We start from the raw sequence: 21196 nt of genomic DNA, 5'->3' as shown, positions 1-21196 counted from the left end.
CGCGGCAAAATGGAAGAGTTGGGGTGATGCCGGGAGAAGTCTTCGCAAATCCTGCGGAAACCGCTCCCAAAGGGCCAACCGGCCGCCTTAGCGAAGCAAGTCGACCCGCTTCGGCGGCGACGTCGGCCAGGTCTGCCATTTCCTGTATTGGCCAGCGAGGTAAGCCGGAACTCCCAGGGTGGAGTGTAATGATCGATTCATGAGCACAACTGACATTGGCCGCGGACAGTCATCCCGCTTCAACACCTTGGCCCACCACTCCCGGTTGCGGGTCATCGTGATGCTGGTGGTGGGCCTGGGTGTGGCACTGGTGGTAAGGGCGCTGAAGTCCTGGGCATATGCTCCGGCGATGGGTTGGGCCGCCGCGTCCCTGACCTACCTCATTTGGGTGTGGTCCGTCATCGGACGGTTGCAGGCAGAGGCCACCGCTGCACACGCCCGACGCGAAGACCCGGGCAAGGGCCCCGCCGACGTGCTGGTCCTCAGCGCAACTATTGCCAGCTTTGCCGGAGTGGCGCTGATCCTGATGGACGCATCCGATGCCCAGGGAGGAACGAAAGCAGCCGTCATCGCCATGGCCCTGGGCAGCGTCGCGCTTTCCTGGTTCCTTGTCCACACGCTCTTTACTCTCCGCTACGCCTCCATCTATTACCGGGACAAAGCCGGCGTGGATTTCAACGAGGACAAGCAGCCGCGCTACATGGACTTTGCCTACCTGGCCTTCACTGTCGGCATGACCTTCCAGGTCTCAGATACCGATCTGAAAACCGATGCGATCCGGGGGACTGTCCTGCGGCAGGCGCTGCTGTCCTACCTCCTGGGCACCATCGTCCTTGCCACAACCATCAACCTTGTGGCCGGACTCATCCACTAGCGGAGCAGTCGCCCCCAGCTGCCGCGTTCGGGGCGGCAATGCAGGCGACGTTGGCCGTGGACGGGCCCGTACCTGTCGTAGTGGGACGGGGGAGCACGTCCGAACAATCCCGTTTAGTTTCAGGGAACGGAGCCAGGGATGATCGATGGGCCTTTGTCGGGTGCCGGGCGCCGCGAGGGCGGAGCCGGGGTGCGGGGGAGTCGAATGCAGAAGCAGGCGCCGTCTTCGGTGGGGTCGGGTGGTTCCACCGTGAGGTTGAGATTCATCCGCTGCGCGAGTCGTGCTGCGATGGACAAGCCGAGTCCGCTCCCGGTGGGGCGCTGGCCGGTGTAGCGGCGTGCCAGGGCGCCGCGGTTGAAGGCCACGGCGGCGTCCTCCGGGGTGAGGCCGGGGCCGCTGTCCCGTACCTGGATCGCGACGACGCCGCAGGTGCCCCCTAGCCGGTCCCCGGGCGTGGTTGGATCTGGCGGCGTACTCTCCAGTCCTGCGCGGATGACGAGTGGCTGTCCGGGCGGGGTGATGCGCAGTGCGTTCCCTATGAGTCCGTCGATGATTTGGCGCAGCCTTTGTGGATCCGTGGTGACAAGCAGGGGTTCCCCGGCTTCCTGGTGCGGCACTTGAAGCGTGAGTTCCACGCTTGCCTGCGTGGCTGCGGCCTGCCATGCCCGTTGGACCTGTTCCAGGAGTGTGACGACGTCGACAGGCCGGAGGTCAAGTGCGAAATCGTCCGCTTCCAAGCGGGCCAGGGCGAGTAGATCCCGCACGAAACCGTCCAGCCGGTCTGTCTCGGCGGACAGGGTCTGCCCCACCCCGGCGGTGTCCTCAGGCGGGATCAGTCCGTCTTCGAGCGCCTCGGCGTAACCGCGCATCGCGGTCAGTGGTGTGCGGATCTCGTGGGAGATGGACAAAAGGAACTCACGTTGCCGGCTTTCACTGGCCAGCAGCGCATTCTCCAAGGTATTGATAGCGTCTCCTACGGCGCGAACCTCGGAAACTCCCGCAGGTTCAAGATGCACCGTCCGTTCTCCGGCAGCCATCCGCCGCGCTGCGGCCGCTGTCGTGACGAGCGGACCGGAGAGCCGGCGCGCGAGCAGCGTGCCAGCCAGAACAGCGATCAACAGGCCAGCCGCCAAGGCAAGGACCGTTCGTTGGAGGAGCTGGGCTGAGGCGGCGTTCACCTCGTCCAATGAGCGGGTCAGTACGATTCCGCCGCCCTTGTTCAGGGGGCGCCCCTCCACCAGGAACTGAAAGCCGCCTCGGGTAAGGGTCAGGGAAATCTTTTGCCCGGAGAGCACTTGTTGGGCTTCGCCTGGAGTCAGAATCTGTGCCGCTGGCCCGCTCAAGGCGCCGGCAGGGGTGATGGTGGATATGTCGTAGGTATCAGGTCCAAGGAGGTGGCGTTCACGGAGGTCCAGCGCCTGCGAGGCGGCCGGGGCTGCGGCAAAAGCGTCAGCTTGCCGGGCGAGCTGCTGTCTGGCTTGCTCGGCGGCGGCGGACCGGATCAGTGGAAACGCGGTGCTTCCGGTGACGAGTACCGCCAGTATGGCGACGGCGGCGGTGACGAGAGTGATGCGACCGGCCAGTGAGCGCAACCATGCCCGGGCTGCGTTCGCGCGGGCGGGCCGTTGGCGGGTCCCGGGTCTGCTTTTTCCCTGATTTCGGCCGTTCACAGTCGATCCCCGGCGGCAGAGTATCCGACGCCGCGCAGGGTGCGGATGGGGTTGCCATCGCCGAGTTTGGAGCGCAGCTGGGCGATATGCACGTCGACGGTGCGCCCGGCCGTATAGCCGGCCTGCCCCCAGACGGCCGAGAGGAGCTGCTCACGGCTGAAAACCCGCCCAGGAGTGGCCATCAGATAGGCGAGCACGTCAAATTCCCTGGCGGTCAGCTCCACGGCGGTCCCGTCCACGCTGACCCTGCGCCTGTCCTGGTCCAGGGCCACGGACCCGACGCGCAGGACCCTGGTATGCGGAACCCCACCGCTGCGGCGAAGGACCGTCTTGAGCCGGGTGACCAGTTCGCGCGGTGAAAACGGCTTGGTCATGTAGTCGTCGGCGCCGAGCTCAAGCCCCAGGAGCATATCCACCTCTTCGTCCCGGGCCGTGACGAAGATGATCGGTGTCCAGTCGTCCCGGGCGCGCATCTGCCGACAGACCTCGATCCCGTCGATGCCGGGCAGCCCGACGTCGAGCACAACCGCGACGGGCTGAAGGCCCCGGATCCGGTCCAGGCCACCTTCGCCGGTCGTCTCGACGTGGACACCGAAACCCGCCCGGCTCAGATAGAGGCGCTGCACGTCAGCGATCGCACGCTCGTCTTCGACGATCAGCACCAGCCCGCGGGACGGCAGGGCGCCGTCGGCTGTTGATTCTTCCATATCTCCATTGAACGCTCCGACGGCCTGGCCAGGAGGCATGCGGGGCATACTTTACCTTCCGCTTACATTCACCGAACACGTGCCGGACATCGGGCCGCCACAGTAGAAGCGTAAACAAGTGCAGACCGGGACGTGACCCGTCCCGTGCCCAGGACCAATGAGGAGAAGAAATGAACAATCCGCACATACCCGGCAACCGGTCCGGTCGTCTCCGGGGCGTCCGTGCAGGCGTGGCCGCAGGGGCTGTCCTCATCGGGGCAACCGTCTTAGGGGCAACAGCAGCCACAGCGGACAGCCAGAACCCGGCCCCTTCCCCCAGCCCGTCCGCCCCGGTGCAAACCGGAAAGGGGACACCGCACGCTAAGCACCCGTTTGCCCAGATCCTCCGCACCGAGTTGAGGGTCGACATCCGGTCCGCGGCCGGGTTCGGGGACAAAGCCCACGAGGTCGCCTACGTCCTGATCCACCACACTGCCGCCTTCAACAAGCTGCCCGGAAACCTGCAAACGGACCTAAAGACCCTCGAAGCAGCACCAGCCTCAGAGCGCGACAGCGATGCAACCAAAATCAAGGAAACCGCGCTGAACGGCGGCTACGGAAGCCAGATACAAAAAGAAGCAAAAACCATTCAAGCCAAGTCAGCGCAGGCACCTGCCAAGCCCTAGCAACCCCCAAGCCTGCCGCCCCGGAGCCATTTTGTTATCCGCGGCGGCAGGCAGGGCCAGGAACGGTGCCCACCCGCGTGGCCGCCGTTTCATGGCCCACGCGAGACAAATGGGCCTGGCCTGACTCATCAGGCTGGTGGGGTGCCTGATCCCGTCGAATACTCGATGGTCGCAGTTCCAAGGATGTCGCTTATGCGGCCGCCCTGGAAGTCCTGCGCTGTTCCATTAGGCACCGAGTAGATCTCGCTGGTCGGGTAGCCAAGGGCCCCCCGTTCAAAACCTGTCGACATCCAGGCCGTGCGGATGGCTCCATATGATTCGTGAGTGCCCGCCGTAGGTGACGATATAACGGCCCCGCCTTGGTAGTTCTGGTAGGAGCCCCCGTTGATTAGGCCGGTGACTACTTCGGTGGTGGGGTAGCCCAGGACGCCGGCCTCAAAGCCCGTGGCCGCCCATTCCGAACGGATGGGGCCGATCGACTCATGTGTGCCGGAGGTCGGGGCGGACACGACCGCCCCGCCTTGGTAGTTCTGGTAGGAGCCCCCGTTGATTAGGCCGGTGACTACTTCGGTGGTGGGGTAGCCCAGGACGCCGCCCTCGAAACCCAGGGCCTGCCACTCCGAACGGATGGGGCCGATTGACTCATATGTGCCGGAGGCCGGGGCGGACACGACCGCCCCGCCTTGGTAGTTCTGGTAGGAGCCCCCGTTGATCAGGCCGGTTACTACTTCGGTGGTGGGGTAGCCCAGGACGCCGCCCTCAAAGCCCAGGGCCTGCCACTCCGAACGGATGGGGCCGAAGGACTCGTGAGGGCCGGTGGCCGTGGTCCAGATGATCGCCCCGCCTTCGTAGTTTTGTTTTACGCCGCCGTTCACCAGGCCACCGACCTCGTCCGTAGTCGGGTATCCCATCAGGCCGTTTTCGAAGTTGAGCGCGGCCCATTCGCTGCGGATGGGGCCATGGGAGACGAACAGGCTCTGCGTGGGCGTCGAGATTACGGCACCTGACTGGTAGTTGCGGTAGTAGCCACCGTCCCGGATTCCCGTTACGTCGCCGGTGGCCGTCCCAAGATTCCATTGGGCGGCCTTGGCATCCATCGCCTGAGCCAGTGTCAGGACTGTGATGGTGGCGGTGGCGGATTGAGTTGTACCTGTCCCTGAACCTGTCCCGTATGTGGCCGTCAAGGTGGCAGTGTAGGTTCCGGCAGCGGAATACGTGTGAGTGGGGTTTTGTAGCGTGGAGGTCGCCGTACCGTCGCCAAAGTCCCAGGACCATGAGGTCGGTGTGCCCGTAGAGGTGTCCTGGAATGCGACAGACAGTGGTACTGTCCCGGAGCTTGGGGTGGCAGTAAACGAAGCTACCGGGGTGGGAGTGGCTGGCGTAAGGGGCTCATCCGAGAACCAGTAGCTCTTGGCGATGTCGTCGCTTGCCAACATGACGATGCCAGTGGTGGCATTGACGCCCTGTTTGCTGGTGGTGACGTCATTGATGTTCGAGGAGGACGCTGCCTGCATCACAGGGTTTCCACGGCCGGCCCCGAAGGTTGGGCTGTCCATGGAGGCAGTCTTCTCGTAGATGCTGCCGGCAACCCCGGAGTACGTGCAGCCGCTCACGGAGGTCGGTGGGGCGGTCTGGAAAGCGTGGACAAGGTTGTTTTGGGTGTCCAGCACGATCTGGGGCCGGGTGACGCAGTCACCCGTAGTGGAGATGGTCGATTGCGTGAAGGAACCGGTACCCGGCTTGAAGACGAGCAGTAGAAGCTGGGGCAGTGTCGGATCCGAGGATATGTCGTTGAGGCTGGTCTTCACGGCGGCGAAGACCCGTCCGCTGGGATCAGACTGGAGAGATTTGATGTTAAGGTGGTCATCGGCCTGTCCATTGCCCCTGATGGCGGGCTGCAGAGCCCACGATGAGGACGCGGTGGGCGAGGTCCCGTCTCTCCGCGTAGCCCACCAGACAGTGCCGGTAAGTTGGTCGCTCCACATCACCCCGATCTTGTTCTTGCCGTAGGAAACCACAGCGGAAATGTCATCAGGAGAAGGGTTCGGGTTTGAAACCGGAATAACATAAGGGGTGCCCCAGCCGGTGCCCCCGGGTGCCGAGTTGTTGACGTAGACCGTGTTGGTGAATCCGCTGGTGCTGTCGCCCGCCACCTGCGTCCACGTTGCCCAGATGGCGCCCGTGCTGTCCTCGTCAATGGTCATCGACTCGCTGCTGTTGTTCGTGACAACCATGGGAAAGCCGGCGTCCATGGTGTAATTACCCCCGGAGTAGCTGTACCGGTAGAGGTAAGCGGGCTGGCCTGCCACGGAGGGTACCGGGTTGGCATTGGTCGAAACACCAACAACGTGCGACGCGATGTAGAGATGCGCCCCATCCCAAAGGGTGTCGGCCAAGGTGCTGCCGCGCGCATCATTCAATAGTCCTGTATCCACCCAGCTATGCGTAGCCCTGTCCAGGCGGTAGATGTGCCAGCCACTTCCGGTGGTCCACATATCCGCCCACCAAAATCCGTCATTCCACCACAACTTGCTCTGGGGCTTATCCGATGTGGGCGGATTTGCGACCCCGGAGTATGAGAAGCTCTGGGTGCCGTAGACAGGATCAGCTGATGCCGGGGGGGAACCCACCGGGCCCGCTGCCACTATGAGAGCCGCAAGCACTGCAGAGGCCAACGATGTCAGAGAACGCTCGATCTTCACGGGAGGGCTCCTAGACGCCGGCATCTGGCTGCTCGTTCTGGACTTCCAATTTGAGCTTTCATCCGCCGCCAGGAAACAGCGAAATCAAGTAGCCCCAGACAGTAGACCCCACCGCCAAACCAGCACAAGCACATTCACGGCTTCCTTTGCAAACCTTGAGCTTCAATCGGAGGCAAGAAGAGCTTCGGCTTCCGCCGTCGTTCAATTTCCCGGGCTACCCTTTGCGCCGTCCGTCGCCTCGCCGGTTATGCCCGGGCACTGGCCATGCGTCGGCCATGGATTTCGCCTCTTCCCAGCTAATCGGCAAACGGTATTGGGATGGATGGAATACCTATCCCTATACAGAATTACCAGTCTGGATCCCTGTACTTACCTAAGGACAACAGGATCCAGCGGTTAAATCCGAGTACTCCCTACTGGTGCCCTACCCTCGAGCGCGACCGTAACCTCGTTGCAAGAGCCCGGGTGGCTCGCGAACGAGCTGGTGGGGGCGAGACGGCAAAGGAAACGGCATAAGTCAGGAGAGGCTTGGAGGTCGGTGGAAAGGTGAGAAGCTTGCCCGCTGTCGGCTTCAAACCCGTCACACGGCCGACCTGTGCCCGGCGGCCGGTGCGGCCCGGCAGGTACTATCCCGCGCCATCCCGGAACAATATTCCACTGAACGGTCTGGGCCGGGGCAGAGAGTGATATGGACAATCTACTCAACCTGAACATTCTGCAGCAGCCATTGCGGTACGCCTTCGACGCCGCCAGTATCCTGGCCATTCTTTACTTGGTGCTGCGCCCGGTGCTCTTGCCCCAAGCGGTCCGGAGCGGACGCACGGGCGCCACCACTCCGGGCCCGATTCGGCGCGGCAAGCAACCCTCACGTCGTACCTGGCTCCTTACCACCCTGATTGCACTGGTGGCCGGCGCAGGCGCGGGGATACTTGCCCTGGTTATCTGCGAGGGCTGGCTGAACGTGTTTGGCCTTCCGTTGGACGGCGACACTCGGACATGGGTCATTCTGGCCTTTACCGCCGTCGCGTTGGCCTTGGTAAATTTGTGGCGCTCACGCTGGTGGCGGAAGATCCTGGCCGTCCTTTCCATTGTGGTCTTTCTTGCCACGGCTATCCTGGGAGTGAACGCCGACTACAGGCTCAACCCCACCCTCGGTTCCCTCCTCGGGGTGAACACAGGCCGCTTTCTGGCGCTCCCCAAGCACAATTCAGCCCCTGCAGAGGCGGCCGCGGCGCCGTTATGGCAGACCTGGAAGCCACCAGCCGGGATGCCGGCCACCGGGCGGACAGGCCCGGTCGCCATCCCTGCCACAGTCTCCGGGTTCCAGGCGCGCCATGCCTACCTCTATCTTCCTCCGGCAGCATTGGTCGCCAACCCCCCGCCGTTGCCTATCATCGTCATGATGATGGGCCAGCCTGGGGGGCCCGACCAGAACCAGTATGCTGTCGCCCGTTTGAATGCCATGGCCGCCAAGAACCATGGTCTCGCCCCCCTCCTGCTCACTGTGGACCAGTTGGGCAGTCCCTACCAAAACCCTGTCTGCGTCGATTCTCCCAGCGGCAACGTTTACTCATACGTCACCACCGACGTCGTCAATTTCATCCGCGCAAATCTGAATGTGGCAAGTGGCCGGGACAGCTGGGCAGTAGCAGGCTACTCAAATGGCGGCGAGTGCGCCTTGTCCTTCGCCGCTAAGAGACCAGAGCTTTTCGGCTCACTCCTCGACATTTCCGGTGAGCTGGAACCGGTCAGCGGCAGCGTCCAGGATACCGTCAAGACCATCTTTCGCGGCAACGAGGCCAGCTTCGTTGCCGAAGAACCGGCCACCATCCTGAAATCCCACAGCTACACTGACCTCGAAGCCATCTTCACCAGTGGCTCGGCGGACAGCACTTATTCGCCGCAGGTAACAGCAGCAGCAGCGGATGCCAAAGCGGCCGGCATGACCACCTACAGGTTCATAGGGGAATCCGTTGGCCATCGTGGAGATGCCGTCGATTACGGGCTGAAGGCAGGGCTTCCACTGCTGTTCCAACGCTTCGGCCTCACCGCGCGATGAGCAGCCCGGGCAAGTCCAGCGGCCCGGACCGAACGGGGTTTCGTGCGTTGCCCGGTCATTTCGGCCTCGGGGCCCGCCGGGGCCAGCTCTTCGTCACCGCCAAACAGTTGTTCCGCAAGCTCCGGGCAGCACCTGTCACGCTCGTTTACTTGGTACTGCTCTGGGCTGTTACAGGTGTGACGCGCATCCTGCACGTCCTTGGAGTTCCTTTCCGGGCCGCCCCTTGGGCGGTAGCAGCAGCCCCGTCTTCACTTTTCGTTCGGCCCTGGTCCCTGGCGACCTCAGCCTTCTGGCTACCCATGCCCCTCTACTACGTCGCGGCGACAGTTACGGTACTGCTGGCGGGGCTTCCTTTGGAGCGGCGGTTGGGATCTGCCCGCTTTGCCGGCGCGCTTGCTGCCAGTCAGACCATGGGCATCATCGGGGCAGCGGGATTGGCCTGGGCGATCCACTCCACGATGGGCTCCTGGTCGTTTGTCCTGATGTCGGACCCCTACCTCGGTCCCACAGCGGCCCTCTGCGGGGCAGCAATGGCTGCGTCCACGACTATGCCGGTACTGTGGCGGCGCCGCCTGCGCATGGCCTTGTCCACATTGCTCTTGCTTTTGGTGCTCTATGAGGGATCCTATGCCGACCTGGTGAGGATGTTCGCCGCCGCCGCCGGAATGTTCCTGGGTCCATTCTTTTTTGGCCGGCGCCCCGCGTTGGCGTGGCCCCAAATTTCCCGTCGCGAAGTACGGGTTTTGGTCGCCTTAGGGGTTGCTGCCTTCGCAATTGGACCGGTAATTGCGGGGCTGTCGCGGCATGCTCCCGGCCCACTCGCGGTACTCCGTCTTCTGTTCACGGACATTCAGCCGGTAGATCCCCAGGCCCTCAAAAATGCATGTGCCTCGGGCCCACGGTCCGTCGAGTGCCAGATGCTGCTCCTTCAGCTGCGGGCCGGTGCGGGCGGTATATTCATGGCCATTCTTCCTTGCTTTCTGCTGCTGCTCACCGCCGAAGGACTCCGGCGTGGACGCCGCTTTGCGTGGGGTTCCGCCCTGGTCGTTCTCGGATGCACGGCGGTTCTGGCTGCCGTGCATGCAGCCGGAGTGATCTGGCCGCAGGCCCTGGGGAGTGCGCAGAACGACAACATGGACTTCCAGAGCCTGAGCCACATACACAATAAGTTCGGCCTTGTGGTCACCCTGATGCTGCCGGTTGTGATGTTCCTGCTCGTCCTCGGATTCCGCAATCTCTTCCCTGGCCGGGCCCCGTTCGGCACATACGCCAGGGTTAGCCGCATGGTTCTCATGCTCGGGGCAGGGCTCGCGGTGGTCTACGTTGGGGCCGGAATGGCTTTGTCGCCCGGCTTCGCTCCAGTTCCATCCCCCTATCAATTCCTGGCGGACGTGCCTGATCGTTTCCTGCCGCTTGGTTATACCTTGGACGTCCCTCCTGCGTTCTTCCCCCAAAGCACCGCCGCCGTCGTGCTTTATGAAGGCACCGGGATTGTCTTTTGGGCACTGACCGGCGCCCTGGTGCTCCAGTCCTTCCTGCAGACGGCGCCGGGTGCGCACACCCCCGACCCTTCGAAAGTGCGGACCATACTTCGCTCCGGGACCGGGAACCCCCTCTCATGGATGACCACCTGGCCCGGCAACCGCTACTGGTTCACGCCCGAAGGGAATGGATACGTCGCCTACAGGGTCAACGCCGGAGTTGCACTGGCGCTGGGATCACCGGTGGGCTCGGTGGCCGACTACCGGACGTGCATGGAAGGGTTTTCCCGCTTCTGCGACGAGAACGGCTGGACGCCCTGTTTCTACTCCGCCGACCAGGCATTCTGCGATGAAGCGGCAGCAAAAGGCTGGGGGGCAGTTGAAGTCGCTCTCCAGACAATCCTCCCACTGGCCGCGCTCAGCTTCACCGGACGACAATTCCAGCACATCCGTACCAGCATCAACCGGGCCCGGAAAGAAGGAATCCATACCGAATGGGTCAACTACGCTGAAGCGCCTTCGGGGATCCGGCAGCAGATCGACGACATATCCAAGGAATGGGTGGCCGACAAGAAACTCCCCGAACTGGGATTCACCCTGGGCGGCATCAGTGAACTCCGGGATCCCGAGGTCCGATGCCTGGTGGCACGGGACGTGGACGGGACGCTGCAAGGCGTCACCTCCTGGCTCCCGTCATACAGTGACGGCAGGATCATCGGTTGGACACTTGACCTCATGCGCCGACGCCCGAACGGATTTCCAAACAGTATGGAACTGCTCATCGCCACGGCCGCCCTGACGCTCCGGGACGAGGGCTACAGCTACATCAGCCTGTCCGGCGCGCCCCTCGCAGGTTCCCTGCAGAACAGCCACGACGGCCCCCACACGACGGCCCTGGCACGTGTCCTGGACTGGTTAGGAAGCCGACTGGAACCCGTCTACGGATTCCGCTCTTTGCTCGCCTTCAAAAGTAAATTTGCTCCACACTACGAACCGCTGTATTTGGTCTACAACGACGCCGCCGCACTTCCCAGCATCGCCAATGCAATCGCGACAGCCTACCTCGGCGAGATATCGGGATTCCGGCGGTTGGGCCTGGCCGGACAACTCCTGCTCCCACGCATCCCAGGGACGAATCGCTCTTCCGACTAACCGGCATTCAGGGGTAGGCGCACCAAAGGGCTGCCGTCTCGCCCGGAGAACTCGGCCCCTTCGCCGTTGCCCCCGCAGGGGTCAATCTTTCGCCTCAGAAAGGGAACTGCCGGACCTGCTTGCCGTTGGGTCTGCTCATCGCCACACGCAGCTTACGTGACGGGCGCGTCGGGTTTCCGGTTCCGCGATACATGCCCAGCATTGGTCGCAGTTTTGCCAAGTTTCCTGAGTCTTTACGCAGGGTTATCCGTGATCCGGCTTGAAGGCTTTTTGCGGCTGTTAAAGTCGTTCCGTTGATCCTTTGCACTAGCGGCCACCCGGTGTGTTCGCGCGGCGAGGGCCTGCCGGGGATGTCCCGCCGCCAACCGTGAGAAGGATGCCATGCCCATAGCCGTCCTGACCGCCTGCGCTGCCATGGTCGTCCCAGGACCGACGGCCTGTCGGTAAGCGCCTGCGCTTCATCCGGACTTTTGCAGGAGACATCATCATCAATCCCAGCCCAAGCTCTAAAGGCTGGCTGGGGCGTCGGGAAGCAGTGAGGAGCGGATGTGCTCAAGGGAATTTTCACATTTGAAGCGTGCATGAACAGGGGAGCCGCGGGTTTCCTCCTGGCAGGAGTACTTCTTGGTTCTGCCATGCCGGCGGCCAACGCAGGGGACAAGCCCCCTGCTCCGTCCGGTTCTTCAGCTGTGCAAAAGTCATCGGCTCCGGCGCAGGCCACTGACCAGTTCATCGTGAAGTTCAAGCCTTCCGCGGCCAGCAGCGCTGCAGAGCGGGGCAAGACCTATTCGAAGGCTGGCCGCGCTACCTCCATTGATGTCAAGGAGGTAAAGACAGCGGCCGGCGGCGCCAAGGTGGTCAAAGCCACCCACAGGCTCAATGCCGAGGAGTCCAAGAGTTTGCTGCAAAACATCGCTGCGGACGACAACGTCTCATCCGTCGAGCCCGACATTCTCATGCAGCCGACGTCCACTCCCAATGACACCTACTACTCCAGGCAGTGGGCTTTGTCCGATCCCAACGTCGGAATCCGGGTCCCGGCTGTGTGGGACAGGACCACGGGAGCAGGCCAGGTGGTGGCCGTGATCGACACCGGTATTACCGCCCACAGCGACCTCAATGCCAACGTCATTGCCGGGTACGACATGATTGCCGACCCAGCGACTTCAGGTGACGGCGACGGCAGGGACCCAGACGCATCCGACCCGGGAGATTACCGGATTTCGGGTGCCTGCGGCTCCGCCTCAACCTCCAATTCTTCCTGGCACGGAACGCATGTAGCCGGAATCATCGCCGCCGTTGCCAATAACGGAGAAGGTGTCAGTGGCGCGGCTCCCGGGGTGAAAATCGAACCCGTCCGCGCACTGGGTGACTGCGGCGGCTATCTCTCGGATATTTCTGATGCCATCACCTGGGCGTCCGGTGGGGCCGTGACGGGCGTGCCCGCCAATGGCAACCCGGCACAAACTATCAACCTGAGCCTTGGCGGGACGGCAGCCTGCAGCGCTACTTTACAGGCGGCCATCGACGGTGCCGTGAGCCGTGGTTCGGCCGTTTTTGTGGCTGCCGGCAACGAGAACCAGCTCGCATCGAACAGCACGCCGGCGAACTGCAACAACGTCATCACCGTCGGCGCCACCAACCAGTCAGGTTCCAGGGCCTCATACTCAAATTTCGGTCCTGCAGTTGACATCATGGCTCCCGGAGGCGACACGGGGGCAGGCATCCTCTCCACGCTCAACGCCGGGACAACGACTCCAGGGGCAGAGACGTACGGCTACATGATGGGTACGTCGATGGCGACGCCGATGGCAGCGTCGGTTGGTGCGCTCATGAAGGCCGCCGATCCCACCCTGACACCGGCCCAGATCAAGACGAAGCTTGAAGAAACCGCCCGCCCCCTTCCCGGAACCTGTTCAGGCGGCTGCGGTGCCGGCCTCGTCGATGCCTCGGCCGCCGTCGTCTATCCCCCCGCACCCGCGGCCCCCCTGTCCCCGATAGCAGCCAAGGCAGCGTCGCTGAACGGAGCCCTTGGAGCAGCTACGACGGGAGAGGTCAACGGACTCAAGGACAACGGGGCGTACCAGTGCTTCGAACACGGATGCATCCTTTACTCGCCCGCATCGGGAGCGCACGTCTCAGCCGGCGCCATCCGGGACCTCTGGGCGGCAACAGGTTTTGAAGGCGGCGCCTTGGGATACCCGACTACTGACGAAGTAGGCGGACTGCGTGACGGCGGCGTCTACCAGAACTATCAGGGTGGGGCCATCATCTGGTCGCCCGCCACGGGAGCGCACGTCTCTACAGGGGCGATCCGGGGGGAGTGGGCGGCAACAGGATTCGAGGGCGGACGCCTGGGATACCCGACTACTGACGAAGTAGGCGGACTGCGTGACGGCGGCGTCTACCAGAACTATCAGGGTGGGGCCATCATCTGGTCGCCCGCCACCGGAGCGCACCTCTCTGTCGGGGCAATCCGATCCATCTGGGCCTCGACAGGATTTGAATCGGGCCGGCTCGGCTACCCAACAAGTGATGAGTACCCCACCGGAAATGATGGAAGCGTCGCCCAAAACTACCAGGGTGGCGTGATCCACGTTGGTCCCAACGGCGCCTACATCTCCTGATGTGACCCGCAACAGTGAACTCCCGGCGGTTCGGGCTAAAGGGCCTTCCACCCGCTGTGGGTGGGGTTGTACGGTCCCGGGGAACTATGGGGCCGCGGGTCAGTAGCCGCTGGGGAAGCTGTAGGAACTGGGAATTGTTGCAGGCGCGGGTCCGTGGACCAGCAGGATTTCGTCGTGGGATCGAAGCGGCGTGTCTTTAGGGTCACCCGGCTGCTGGGTCCCGTTGACGTAGACCTGCCAATCGCCGGTGCTGGAGTGGGCGCTTCCCGGGGTGCTGTCTTTCCCGTCCAGGACACCCCACTCGGTAAGAACCTGACCGAGAGTGTAGGTAACACCAGCGGTAGGTGCTTCGATGTGGATAATCCCGGAGGGGTCGTGGGTGTGCAATGCGGAGATCCCGTTGGGCTGTCCGTTGGAACCGAAGCTGAAGCCGATGTCGGCGGGCACGGGTATTGCGTGACCATCGGAGATCACATCCAGGTGGGCGTGGATGTGCTCCGCGCTGCCTTCTGCAGAAAGGACGTCAAGCCCCGCGGCTTTGATGCCGGCTGCCCCGTTGGCCGGCATAAAGGCCCACCCCGAGGTGGCAGCGGGGCTCTGTTGTACCGGGGTAGATGAGCCTGTGCTGGAACTCTCCTTCGGAGCCTCCGCGGAGCAGGCGGCCAGGCAGAGGGTCAACCCCGTGAGAGCAATCGGCACGGCGGTCTTGATATTCAAGGTTCATGGCTCCTTCGTAGGGGTTCCAGCTTCACTTTACCGGCCCCTTCATCAACACTTTGTCCTTGTCTGGCACTGGCAAGCGGGGAATCATCGAAGGAATGGGTTGCCGATGCCTCGACGGCCCTCGACGAACTCGGAACGAGGACTAAAGCCGTGGTTGTTCAATCCAAGCCCCAAAATGAGCGCACTGTCCTGATCACCGGAACTTCGAGCGGGATCGGCCGGGCCACAGCATTCGCCGCTGCAAGGTCGGGTTGGCGGACCATAGCAACGATGCGTGCACCGGAAGGGGTTGGCGCGCTTCGCGCGGAGGCGGCGGACGCTGGAGTGGAGTTGGACATTCGCCTGTTGGACGTCACTGATGCGGCCACCATTGAGCGGGAATCCGATTACTGCCGCAGCGCCTACGGCAGGCTGGATGCGCTGATCAACAACGCCGGCAGTGCAACGGTCGGATCCCTTGAGGGCCTGGAGATGAAGGACTTCCGTGACGCGATGGAAGTTAACTACTTCGGGGTCGTCGCCACGACACGGGCGTTTATGCCACTGCTCAGGGAGAGTGGCGGCCGGGTTGTCACAATCAGTTCGGTGGGGGGAGTTGTTGGGCAGCCGTTCAACGAGGCCTATTGCGCTGCCAAGTTTGCAGTGGAGGGCTTCCTGGAAAGCCTCCAGCCGGTAGCAAAGAGCGCCCGAGTTGGTGTCTACATCATCGAACCCGGCGCGGTCTCCAGTGACTTCGTTGCCAATGCCCGGATGGATACTGGGCGCATGCTCGCCGCTGCAGGCCCCTACGAATCAGCCCTGAAGGCCTACCTTGAGCGCACACGACGTCAGTTTGCCAGTGCCAACGCACAGGCGCCGGAGGACGTCGCCAACGTCGTGCTGGAGACCTTGCAGGCAACGTCCCCAGCCTTCCGGATCCAAACATCCAAATGGGCCCGCGACTTTGTCGCCACAAAGCTCAACGACCTCGACGGCGGCCAGGTCACGTCCATGACAGCAGGATGGGTTGGGCTGCCTGCAACCGGCCTCTGAGGAACACGGTGCCCGCGCTCAATGAGGCGGCACGGGTACGGGCAACTTCATGGCGTTGGCACCCACGCAGCCGTGCCCAGGGGGCTCCTGGCGGTAGGTCTGCGGAGAGGGAATCCTAGGAGCGGCCCCGCAGCGCCGCCCAGGCTTGGAAGCCGCCGATGAGGTCGGTCGCGCGGGTAAGGCCCAGCCTTTGGAGGGTGTGGGCAGCAAGGCTGGAGCTGTAGCCCTCATTGCACACCACCACGATCCGCCGGGCGTAGTCGTCAGCCATCGGAAGCCGGTGCGCACTGGCCGGATCGAGCCGCCATTCGAGAACGTTGCGGTCAATGACCACGGCTCCCGGGAGGTCACCGTCGCGGTCGCGCTGTTCGACGGGGCGCGTGTCGACGACAACGGCGCCGGCTGCCATCTCCGCGCCAAGGTCCGAGGGGTGAACACGCTCAAGTCCCAACCGGCTCTCAAACAGCAGGTCGTCGATCGTCGGGGCCCTGGGCGAATCGCCCGGATCTGCGGCGTGTTGGTTCACCGCGCCGCCGTCGTCAAAGCTGTGATCCTGCTGCAACCTTCGCCTCGCTTTGCTGTTGACTAGTTAGCCGTATCGGCGTGAAGCGTGCGATGAGGAAGGACCTGCACCTGCTCACCGTTCGTCCCTGCCCACCGTGCGCAGTCGGTGGACCAACACCATAACGCCAAGCCCGAGTCCGGAACTAACTCCGAACAGGACAAGCGTGGCAGTGGCGCCCAGCGTTTCGGCGCCCAGACCAAGAAGCGAGGCACCCACTGGGGTGCTGCCGATCAGCAGAAGGACGAAAAGACTCATGATGCGTCCGCGGAGCCGGTCCGGCACCAGGCTCTGCAGGCGCGCGTTGACTGTGGTGGTAAATGTTGTGCCGCTCAGTCCGGCGAGGAACATCAGCGCAAGACTCAGTGGATAGGACGGCGAAATTCCCAGCCCGGTAAGGAAGACCGCCAGCAACGCCCCTGAAGCGATGATCCTGTGTTCCGTCCCACCGCCAAAAACAACCAGACCTAACCCGGCAGCCAATGACCCAACACCCAGGGCCGACATGAGGGCCCCAAATCCATCAGGACCGATGCCAAGCAGCCGGTCTGCGATCAACGGTCCAGCCACGGGCCAGTTGAAACCCAGAGTCCCAACGATGGCCACGCTTCCGAGGATGAAGAACACTGGCGGCGTCCGGAAAGCGAACCCCAAGCCCTCCCGCAATGCCCCCAGACCCTTGGCGTTCTCCCCGTGGACCTTGCGCAGATCCGACCGGCGCATGAGGACAAGGGCCAGCAGGGATGCCCCGAAGCTTGCGCCATTGATGAAGAAAACCGCGTAAGCCGGCAGTTGGGCGACGGCCACTCCACCCAATCCGGAACCGATCATCCGTGTTGCGTTGAACTGGACACTGTTCACGGCCACTGCATCTGCCGTCAGGGATCCACCTACCATTTCGGCAATGAACGCCTGCTGGGCCGGATTATTGAATGCATTGGAAAGCCCCAGCGCGGCAGCAAGAACGGCCAATTGCCAGATCTCGGGTGTTCCTTCCAGGAGCAGGGAACCGAGCACAATGGCCTGCAGCGCCGCCAACGACTGGGCAGCCAGGAGGATCTTCCACTTCGATATCCGGTCTGCCACCACCCCCGCCGGAAGCACAAACAGCAACATCGGCAGGAACTGAAGCATTGTAACCAATCCCAGAACCGCGGCTGACTTGCTGATCGTCAGCACCAGCCAAGCCATCGCGACTGTCTGCATCCATGTCCCGGTTCCGGACACGAGTTGGCCAGTCCAGAACAACGCGAAGTTCCGCTCGTGGAGGGCACGGAACATGTCGCTGACCCTGCGTCGGCTGCCGATAGCTTCCTCCGCGGGCGGGGAACCGGAGACGTCATCGGACACGCCTCCAACTCTCGCATTCTGCAGTCATTGCCGCCAGAGGCCAACGACCTCCCTCCCAAGACGGCGCCAGCACATACATCCCGGGCTGTGTGACCGCGAGGGGTGCCATGGCTGCTGCGGCACCCACGTGCACGGTTGGCTGGCCTGGTACTCGCCGGTCCAGTGTCGTACCTGGGAAGGGAAGGACACGCCCAGGGTTGACCTGTTGCTTTGGGCAAGCTTCGGGATATGCTCCAGAAATGGCACCGCGAAGTTTTCTTCAATGGCCGGTCGTCCGTCAGCTGAGTACGGGGGATCTGCTGGGCCGTGGGCCCGCAGTCACCTCGGCCAAGACCAAGGCCATCGTCCCGCGCACAGCTACTGCTGACCGCGTCGTCCAGAGCGTGTGTCCGTACTGCGCAGTCGGTTGCGGGCAGCGTGTCTACGTCAAGGACGAAAAAGTGGTCCAGATCGAGGGCGATCCGGACTCACCCATTTCGCGCGGCCGGCTGTGCCCCAAGGGCTCTGCCAGCGAACAGCTGGTCAATTCACCCGGCCGGCAGACCAAAGTGCTTTACCGTGCGCCGCGCTCCAAGGAGTGGGAACACCTGGATCTGGCCACCGCCGTCGAGATGGTGGCGGACCGGTTCATCGAATCGCGCCGCAGGACCTGGCAGCAGGAAGACGACCAGGGCCGGCTTCTTCGCCGCACCATGGGCATCGCGTCGCTTGGTGGCGCCACCCTGGACAATGAAGAAAACTACCTGATCAAGAAGCTCTTCACAGCCGCAGGGGCGGTGCAGACCGAGAACCAGGCGCGCATATGACACTCCGCCACGGTTCCCAGTTTGGGAGCCTCGTTTGGACGCGGTGGTGCAACGCAATCACTGCAGGACATGGCCAACGCCGACTGCATCGTCATCCAGGGGTCAAACATGGCCGAGTGCCATCCCGTGGGATACCAGTGGGTGGCGGAGGCTAAAGCCCGCGGAGCGAAGGTCATCCACGTGGACCCACGGTTCACGCGGACCTCAGCCGTCTCGGATACGCACATTCCCATCCGTGCAGGCTCTGATGTGGTGCTCCTTGGCGCGCTCATCAACTATGTCCTCACGAATGACCTGTGGTTCAAGGAGTACGTCACCGCGTACACCAACGCTGCCACGCTGGTCCACGAGGACTACCGCGACGCCGAGGACCTTGGCGGGCTGTTCTCCGGGTTCGACCCGGAAAAGGGTGCCTACGACAACTCGTCCTGGGCCTATGACGAAGCCGAGGACGGCGCCATTGGCGAACCGGCCGGCCCGGAACACGGCGCCGACGCCGGGGCTCGGGCCGCCGGCGACGCCTTCGGCAGCGGCGGCCCGCCCCTCGAACACGCCGAGGTGCTGCGGGACGACTCACTCCAGAACCCCCGGACCGTCTTCCAGATCGTGAAGCGGCACTACGCCCGCTACACCCCGGAGATGGTGCGCGACATGTGCGGCATCAGCGAAGCGGACTTTGCCTACTTGGCGAAGGCCATTACGGAGAACTCCGGCCGCGACCGGACCACCTGCTTCGCCTACGCAGTGGGATGGACCCAGCACTCCCTCGGGGCTCAGTTCATCCGGGCCGCGGCCATCCTCCAGCTACTGCTGGGGAACGTGGGTCGCCCCGGCGGCGGGATCATGGCCCTGCGCGGCCATGCCAGCATCCAGGGCTCCACCGACATTCCGACGCTGTTCAACCTGCTGCCCGGGTACCTGCCCATGCCAAGCGCCGGCCGCCACGACACTCTGGAGGAGTACCTGGCGGCGAACGCCTCGAAGAACCAAAAGGGGTTCTGGGCCAACGCCGACGCGTACACCATCAGCCTCCTCAAGGCATGGTGGGGTGACGCGGCGACCGCGGACAACGACTGGGCGTACGACTACCTGCCCCGGCTGACCGGTGCGCACGGGACCTACGAAACCGTAATGAGCATGCTGCGGGACGAGGTGGAAGGCTACTTCCTGCTCGGCCAAAACCCGGCGGTGGGCTCGGCCCATGGTCGGATGCAGCGCCTCGGCATGTCCCACCTGAAGTGGCTGGTGGTCCGCGACCTGAACATGATCGAGTCGGCAACCTGGTGGAAGGACGGCCCGGAGATTGAATCCGGCGAGCTCCGCACCGAGGATATCGAGACCGAAGTCTTTTTCCTGCCGGCGGCAACCCACGTGGAGAAGGCCGGGTCCTTTACCCAGACCCAGCGGCTGCTGCAGTGGCGCCACCAGGCGGTGGCCCCGCCCGGGGAGTGCCAGAGCGAACTGCAGTTCTTCTACGAACTGGGTAAGCGGATTCAGGAGAAGTTGGCAGGCTCGGACGACGAACGGGACCGGCCGCTGTTGGACCTGACGTGGGACTACCCCACGGACGAGCACGGCGATCCGGACCCGGAGGCGGTTCTTGCCGAGATCAACGGCCGTCACTTGACCGGCCCGGATGCCGGCAAGCCCCTTTCCGCCTATACCGAACTCCGTGCCGACGGTTCCACGACGGCGGGTTGCTGGATCTACACCGGTGTCTACGCCGAGGGGATCAACCACGCCGCCGACCGGAAGCCGGGCCAGGAGCAGGGCCCCGCGGCGACCGAGTGGGGCTGGGCGTGGCCGGCCAACCGACGGATCCTGTACAACCGCGCGTCCGCTGACCCGGCCGGCAAGCCGTGGAGCGAACGTAAGAAATACATCTGGTGGGACGAGGAGCAGGGTAAGTGGGTCGGCGACGACGTCCCTGACTTCCCGCCGACTCTCGCCCCCGGCAGCAAACCCGATCCCTCGGTGGGTGGCCCCGCCGCGCTCAGCGGGGATGATCCGTTCATCATGCAGGCCGACGGCAAGGGCTGGTTGTTTGCGCCTAAGGGCCTCGTGGATGGGCCCCTTCCCACCCATTACGAGGCCCAGGAATCACCCGTGGCGAACGCGCTGTATCCGCAGCAGCAGAGCCCGGCACGCCTGATGTTCCCGCGGTCGGATAACCTCAGTGCGCCAAGCGCCGGCACCAATGGCGTCGACGTCTACCCGTACGTCTTCACCACGTATCGGCTCACGGAGCACCACACCGCAGGGGGGATGAGCCGTTGGCTGCCCTACCTTTCGGAGCTGCAACCGGAGATGTTCTGCGAGGTCTCGCCGGAACTGGCTGCTGAGCGGGGATTGGAGCCCTATGGGTGGGCAACGATCATCTCGGCCCGGTCCGCCATCGAAGCGAAGGTGCTGGTCACTGACCGGATGCGGCCCCTGGCTGTTGGTGGGCACACCGTGCACCAGATCGGGCTGCCCTACCACTGGGGCGTCGGCAGCAATGCCGTGGTCAGCGGCGACGCGGCCAACGATTTGCTGGGTGTGACGCTGGACCCCAACGTCCAGATCCAGGAGTCCAAAGTGGCCTCGTGTGACATTCGGCCGGGCCGCAGGCCGCGCGGGCGGGAACTTCTCGACCTGGTCAGTGAGTACCAGGTCCGGGCAGGAGTCACCACAGAGACCGGTAACCAAGCGGTCACTGATCCGGCGGCGGAAGGCATCAAACCCTCCCTGGGCCGGGATGGCCGGGCGGACGGTGGTCCGCGCTGATGACCGTCACCGCCACAGCC

At 63.6% G+C, this 21196-nt stretch carries 13 protein-coding genes; 7 read left to right on the top strand and 6 right to left on the bottom strand.

Annotated features, from left to right (window positions below; translation table 11 throughout):
• Positions 1 to 199: 199 nt before the first annotated feature.
• Entirely contained in the window at positions 200 to 874 is a 675-nt protein-coding gene (locus J2X98_RS07005; protein WP_307305975.1) for a DUF1345 domain-containing protein, read from the top strand.
• 119 nt (positions 875 to 993) lie between these two features.
• On the opposite strand, the gene J2X98_RS07000 is transcribed toward J2X98_RS07005, so the two are convergent.
• Both J2X98_RS07000 and J2X98_RS06995 read right to left on the bottom strand, forming a co-directional pair.
• Complete coding sequence (locus J2X98_RS07000) at positions 994 to 2466, bottom strand: sensor histidine kinase (RefSeq protein ID WP_307305972.1); 1473 nt, start codon at positions 2464 to 2466, stop codon at positions 994 to 996.
• A 74-nt stretch (positions 2467 to 2540) separates the two neighbouring features.
• Positions 2541 to 3251 carry a response regulator gene (locus tag J2X98_RS06995; RefSeq protein WP_307305969.1) on the bottom strand — a complete coding sequence of 237 codons (711 nt, stop codon included), beginning with the start codon at positions 3249 to 3251 and terminating at the stop codon, positions 2541 to 2543.
• 170 nt (positions 3252 to 3421) lie between these two features.
• On the opposite strand from J2X98_RS06995, the gene J2X98_RS06990 reads away from it, so the two are divergent.
• Entirely contained in the window at positions 3422 to 3916 is a 495-nt protein-coding gene (locus J2X98_RS06990; protein ID WP_307305965.1) for a hypothetical protein, read from the top strand.
• A gap of 128 nt (positions 3917 to 4044) precedes the next feature.
• Here J2X98_RS06990 and J2X98_RS06985 read toward each other — a convergent pair whose 3' ends face one another.
• Positions 4045 to 6351, bottom strand: coding sequence for a PKD domain-containing protein (locus J2X98_RS06985; protein ID WP_307305962.1), 2307 nt, complete (start codon positions 6349 to 6351; stop codon positions 4045 to 4047).
• A gap of 955 nt (positions 6352 to 7306) precedes the next feature.
• On the opposite strand from J2X98_RS06985, the gene J2X98_RS06980 reads away from it, so the two are divergent.
• The 3 genes from J2X98_RS06980 (at position 7307) to J2X98_RS06970 (ending at position 13937) form a co-directional block, all read left to right on the top strand.
• Positions 7307 to 8677 carry an alpha/beta hydrolase gene (locus J2X98_RS06980; protein WP_307305959.1) on the top strand — a complete coding sequence of 457 codons (1371 nt, stop codon included), beginning with the start codon at positions 7307 to 7309 and terminating at the stop codon, positions 8675 to 8677.
• Positions 8678 to 8976: 299 nt separating this feature from the next.
• Positions 8977 to 11310 carry a bifunctional lysylphosphatidylglycerol flippase/synthetase MprF gene (locus tag J2X98_RS06975; RefSeq protein ID WP_307305956.1) on the top strand — a complete coding sequence of 778 codons (2334 nt, stop codon included), beginning with the start codon at positions 8977 to 8979 and terminating at the stop codon, positions 11308 to 11310.
• Positions 11311 to 11891: 581 nt separating this feature from the next.
• Positions 11892 to 13937 carry a S8 family serine peptidase gene (locus tag J2X98_RS06970; protein WP_307305953.1) on the top strand — a complete coding sequence of 682 codons (2046 nt, stop codon included), beginning with the start codon at positions 11892 to 11894 and terminating at the stop codon, positions 13935 to 13937.
• A gap of 99 nt (positions 13938 to 14036) precedes the next feature.
• On the opposite strand, the gene J2X98_RS06965 is transcribed toward J2X98_RS06970, so the two are convergent.
• On the bottom strand, positions 14037 to 14654 hold the full coding sequence (locus J2X98_RS06965; RefSeq protein ID WP_307305950.1) for a hypothetical protein: 618 nt from the start codon (positions 14652 to 14654) through the stop codon (positions 14037 to 14039).
• Between the two features lie 156 nt (positions 14655 to 14810).
• Between J2X98_RS06965 and J2X98_RS06960 the strand changes: the two genes are divergently transcribed.
• The gene (locus tag J2X98_RS06960; RefSeq protein WP_307305947.1) at positions 14811 to 15692 is read left to right on the top strand and encodes an SDR family oxidoreductase; all 882 of its coding nucleotides are present in this window, start codon (positions 14811 to 14813) and stop codon (positions 15690 to 15692) included.
• 115 nt (positions 15693 to 15807) lie between these two features.
• Here J2X98_RS06960 and J2X98_RS06955 read toward each other — a convergent pair whose 3' ends face one another.
• Together J2X98_RS06955 and J2X98_RS06950 are read right to left on the bottom strand one after the other, a co-directional pair.
• Complete coding sequence (locus J2X98_RS06955) at positions 15808 to 16254, bottom strand: rhodanese-like domain-containing protein (protein WP_307305944.1); 447 nt, start codon at positions 16252 to 16254, stop codon at positions 15808 to 15810.
• A 75-nt stretch (positions 16255 to 16329) separates the two neighbouring features.
• On the bottom strand, positions 16330 to 17604 hold the full coding sequence (locus J2X98_RS06950) for an MFS transporter (protein ID WP_307305940.1): 1275 nt from the start codon (positions 17602 to 17604) through the stop codon (positions 16330 to 16332).
• 239 nt (positions 17605 to 17843) lie between these two features.
• Between J2X98_RS06950 and fdh the strand changes: the two genes are divergently transcribed.
• Positions 17844 to 21176: a formate dehydrogenase gene (gene fdh, locus J2X98_RS06945; protein WP_307305938.1), complete on the top strand. Its 3333-nt coding sequence runs from the start codon at positions 17844 to 17846 to the stop codon at positions 21174 to 21176.
• Positions 21177 to 21196 lie beyond the last annotated feature (20 nt).

The organism is Pseudarthrobacter enclensis (assembly GCF_030811655.1).
In the GTDB taxonomy this organism is placed as follows: Bacteria; Actinomycetota; Actinomycetes; order Actinomycetales; family Micrococcaceae; genus Arthrobacter; species Arthrobacter enclensis_A.
The sequence above is the reverse complement of the archived record's forward strand: the minus strand, read 5'-3'. Positions and strand labels throughout refer to the sequence as shown.

Bases quoted from the DNA above. Each gene is read 5' to 3' on its own strand.
- J2X98_RS07005 (WP_307305975.1), top strand. From the start codon at position 200: ATGAGCACAACTGACATTGGCCGCGGACAGTCATCCCGCTTCAACACC.
- J2X98_RS06995 (WP_307305969.1), bottom strand. From the start codon at position 3,251: ATGGAAGAATCAACAGCCGACGGCGCCCTGCCGTCCCGCGGGCTGGTG.
- J2X98_RS06990 (WP_307305965.1), top strand. From the start codon at position 3,422: ATGAACAATCCGCACATACCCGGCAACCGGTCCGGTCGTCTCCGGGGC.
- J2X98_RS06980 (WP_307305959.1), top strand. From the start codon at position 7,307: ATGGACAATCTACTCAACCTGAACATTCTGCAGCAGCCATTGCGGTAC.
- J2X98_RS06975 (WP_307305956.1), top strand. From the start codon at position 8,977: ATGCCCCTCTACTACGTCGCGGCGACAGTTACGGTACTGCTGGCGGGG.
- J2X98_RS06970 (WP_307305953.1), top strand. From the start codon at position 11,892: ATGAACAGGGGAGCCGCGGGTTTCCTCCTGGCAGGAGTACTTCTTGGT.